This is a genomic window from Desulfosporosinus sp. Tol-M2 (assembly GCF_059735615.1).
On record NZ_JCAIJG010000087.1, the window covers coordinates 1 to 2,908 of the forward strand.

The following is a 2,908-nucleotide window of genomic DNA, read 5'->3' on the forward strand; positions in this document are numbered from 1 at the left end:
GTATTTTTGGGTTATCTTTTGCTCGGTTTATGGCAATTTGGGAAGCTCGCAAGCCGGCACTTCGGTGGACGATGATAACTTCTTCGGCAAAATTAGTAAGGTATAATCCTTCCTGGATTGCTGCATCTCCCCCACCGACAACAACAACTTTTTTACCTCTAAAAAAGGCTCCGTCACAGGTTGCGCAATAAGACACGCCCCGGCCCTTGAAAACATCCTCACCTGGTACGCCCAATAACCGGGGTTTGGAACCGGCAGCTACTATAATAGCATGTGCTTCAAGGACTTGACCGGCGGTATGGATTTTTTTGACGGGCTCCTTAAGGTCGAGTTCGCGAACTTCCTCAAAAATAAATTGAACACCAAAATTCAAGGCTTGTTTATGAAACAAATTCATTAGTTCATATCCATTGATCCCATCTGGAAATCCGGGATAATTTTCGATATTCTCCGTTGAAGCCGCCTGACCTCCGGGCATCGCCAATTCTACAATAGCTGTTTTGAGACCTCCTCGCGCAGCATATATTCCAGCTGTTAGGCCAGCAGGGCCTGCGCCGATAATTATGACGTCATACATATCTTTCAACTCCTCTAAGCATGTTTGCAATTCTGATACCAGTCAATGTCCTGTTCGAGTCCTTGAGTCATTCCCTTAAAGCTTGGCGCTTGCCAAGTTTTCTTTATACCCCTCGAGGGTATTTTAAAAGTAGTATACCATATCTTCTCCAGATTTAAAATAAATAGGCATAGATTCGGAAAATTGATGAAGGAATTTTCATTTACTGGGAAGAATATAATATCATTAGTTAATTATGTCATTAAAGTATATAATTATGATTAACTAAAGTTTAGAGGAGGAATGACCGTTGAACCGTTTTCTTAAAGTTTTAATTGGTTTCATCATCTTGGGGTCATTACTAACCGCGTCGAGTGGCTTATTTGAGGATTGGTTGTGGTTTAAAGATCTTGGTTATACACAATTATTTTGGACACCAATCCTTAGTAAATTGTTTTTTCAAGCGGTAAACGGCACGATTCTTTTTATCTTCATTGCCGGAACCTTACTTTCTATTCGCCACGCCATTATTACCTTTGTCAATGAACGTTTGCGTCTGCGTTTGCGTTTAGTTCAGGATATGAACCGACCGATTTTTAATCTGAGTCAGCAGAAAGTTGCCATTTGGTTACTTGTTATTTCTATTGTTGTGAGTTTTGGAGTCAGCTTTGTTGCAGGTTTCACGGGCTGGTTAGATGTATTAGCGTTTATCCATGCCACCCCTTTCGGACAATCCGATCCGATTTTCGGCAAGGATTTGGCTTTTTACTTCTTTCAATTACCTTTTTGGATAACTCTATTCAATGCATTTTTCGGCCCCTTGTTCTTACTGACCTTATTCACAACTATTTTCTATATCCTTACTGGGGTCATCCGATTCCGCTCCAAGAAACTATGGCAGAGAGAGGCTGTCTCCTTAGGTTCTGCTCGAAAGCACCTGGCCGTTCTGATTGGAATTCTATTTGCCTTAAAAGCTTTCGGGTATTATCTTGATATTTACCAGTTACTATACTCGGTTCACGGACATATTGTTGGTGCCGGATTTACAGACTTAACAGCTACACTCCCAGCTCTGAAAATACTAATTGTTATCAGTATTTTAGGATCTATTTTAGCCTTTATGACCTTGGCTTCTAATGAGTCACGGTTATTAACATTGCCGGTAGCGGGTATATTTGTAGTCGGATTTTTGATCTATGGAATAATACCTGCCCTAATTCAATCGTTTGTCGTCTTACCGAACGAGCTCAGTAAAGAGCAGCCGTATATTCAACATGAGATCGAATTGACGCGATTTGGGTATGGCTTAGACAAAATTACAGAAATTGACTATCCGGGAAACACACCCATCACAATCAGTGCTTTGAAGGCGGATCAGTCAACACTTAACAACATTCGACTTAACGATGCCAGGCCCATGTTGCAAACCTATAACCAGAAGCAAGGCATTCGTCTCTATTATAAATTTAATGATATTGATATCGATCGGTATACAGTCAACGGGGAATATCGTCAAGTAATGATTGGACCAAGAGAAATCTCAACCCCTGATTTAGATGAAAAAGCTAAAACATTTGTGAATATGAAGTTTAAATATACACATGGTTACGGAGCGTCTGCTTCGTTTGCCAATGCCGTCACCTCTGAAGGACTTCCCTCCTTTGCCATTAAAGACGTCCCTCCGGTCAGTGAGTTTCCGGAATTGAAGATGTCCGAGCCACGGATTTATTTCGGCGAACTGACCAATGAATGGGTCGTCGCCAATACTTCAGTGAAAGAATTTGATTATCCCCAAGGCAGTGCGAATGTTGAAAATTCTTATCAAGGTAAAACTGGGATAGCTTTTACACCTCTTAATAAGCTGATGTTATCCCTTCGCCATGCAACCACACGCTTCTATCTTGCCGCTCAGGTGACTCCTGAGAGCAAATTGCTGGTGTACCGCAATATAGAAGAACGAGTTAAAAAATTAGCGCCGTTTTTAACCTATGATGCAGACCCTTATATAGTCATTGATGATGGCCGCCTTAAGTGGATTATCGATGCTTACACTACATCTGATGCTCTCCCCTATTCGAATATGTATCCAAATCAAGGGTTTAACTATATCAGAAACTCTGTAAAAGTAATCATCGATGCCAATGACGGAACAGTTGATTTTTATGCTGTTGATCCCCAAGATCCGGTCTTAAGGACCTATATGAAAATATTTCCGGGAGTATTCAAAGACATCGTTAGCCTGCCGCCAAGCCTAAAGAACCACCTCCGCTATCCTGAAACACTGTTTACCGTTCAAAGCAATATGCTTAAGAACTTCCATATGACTAATTCAGCCGTTTTCTATAATAAGGA

Annotated in this window: 2 protein-coding genes; one reads left to right on the top strand and one right to left on the bottom strand. The window is 41.1% G+C overall.

Annotated elements, in window-relative coordinates:
* Window positions 1-577: FAD-dependent oxidoreductase (locus AC6I5A_RS06415; protein ID WP_034613217.1), on the bottom strand; the 577-nt coding region annotated here is incomplete at its 3' end.
* A gap of 289 nt (window positions 578-866) precedes the next feature.
* Here AC6I5A_RS06415 and AC6I5A_RS06420 point away from each other — a divergent pair.
* On the top strand, window positions 867-2,908 hold a 2,042-nt coding region (locus tag AC6I5A_RS06420; protein ID WP_034613219.1), incomplete at its 3' end, for a UPF0182 family protein.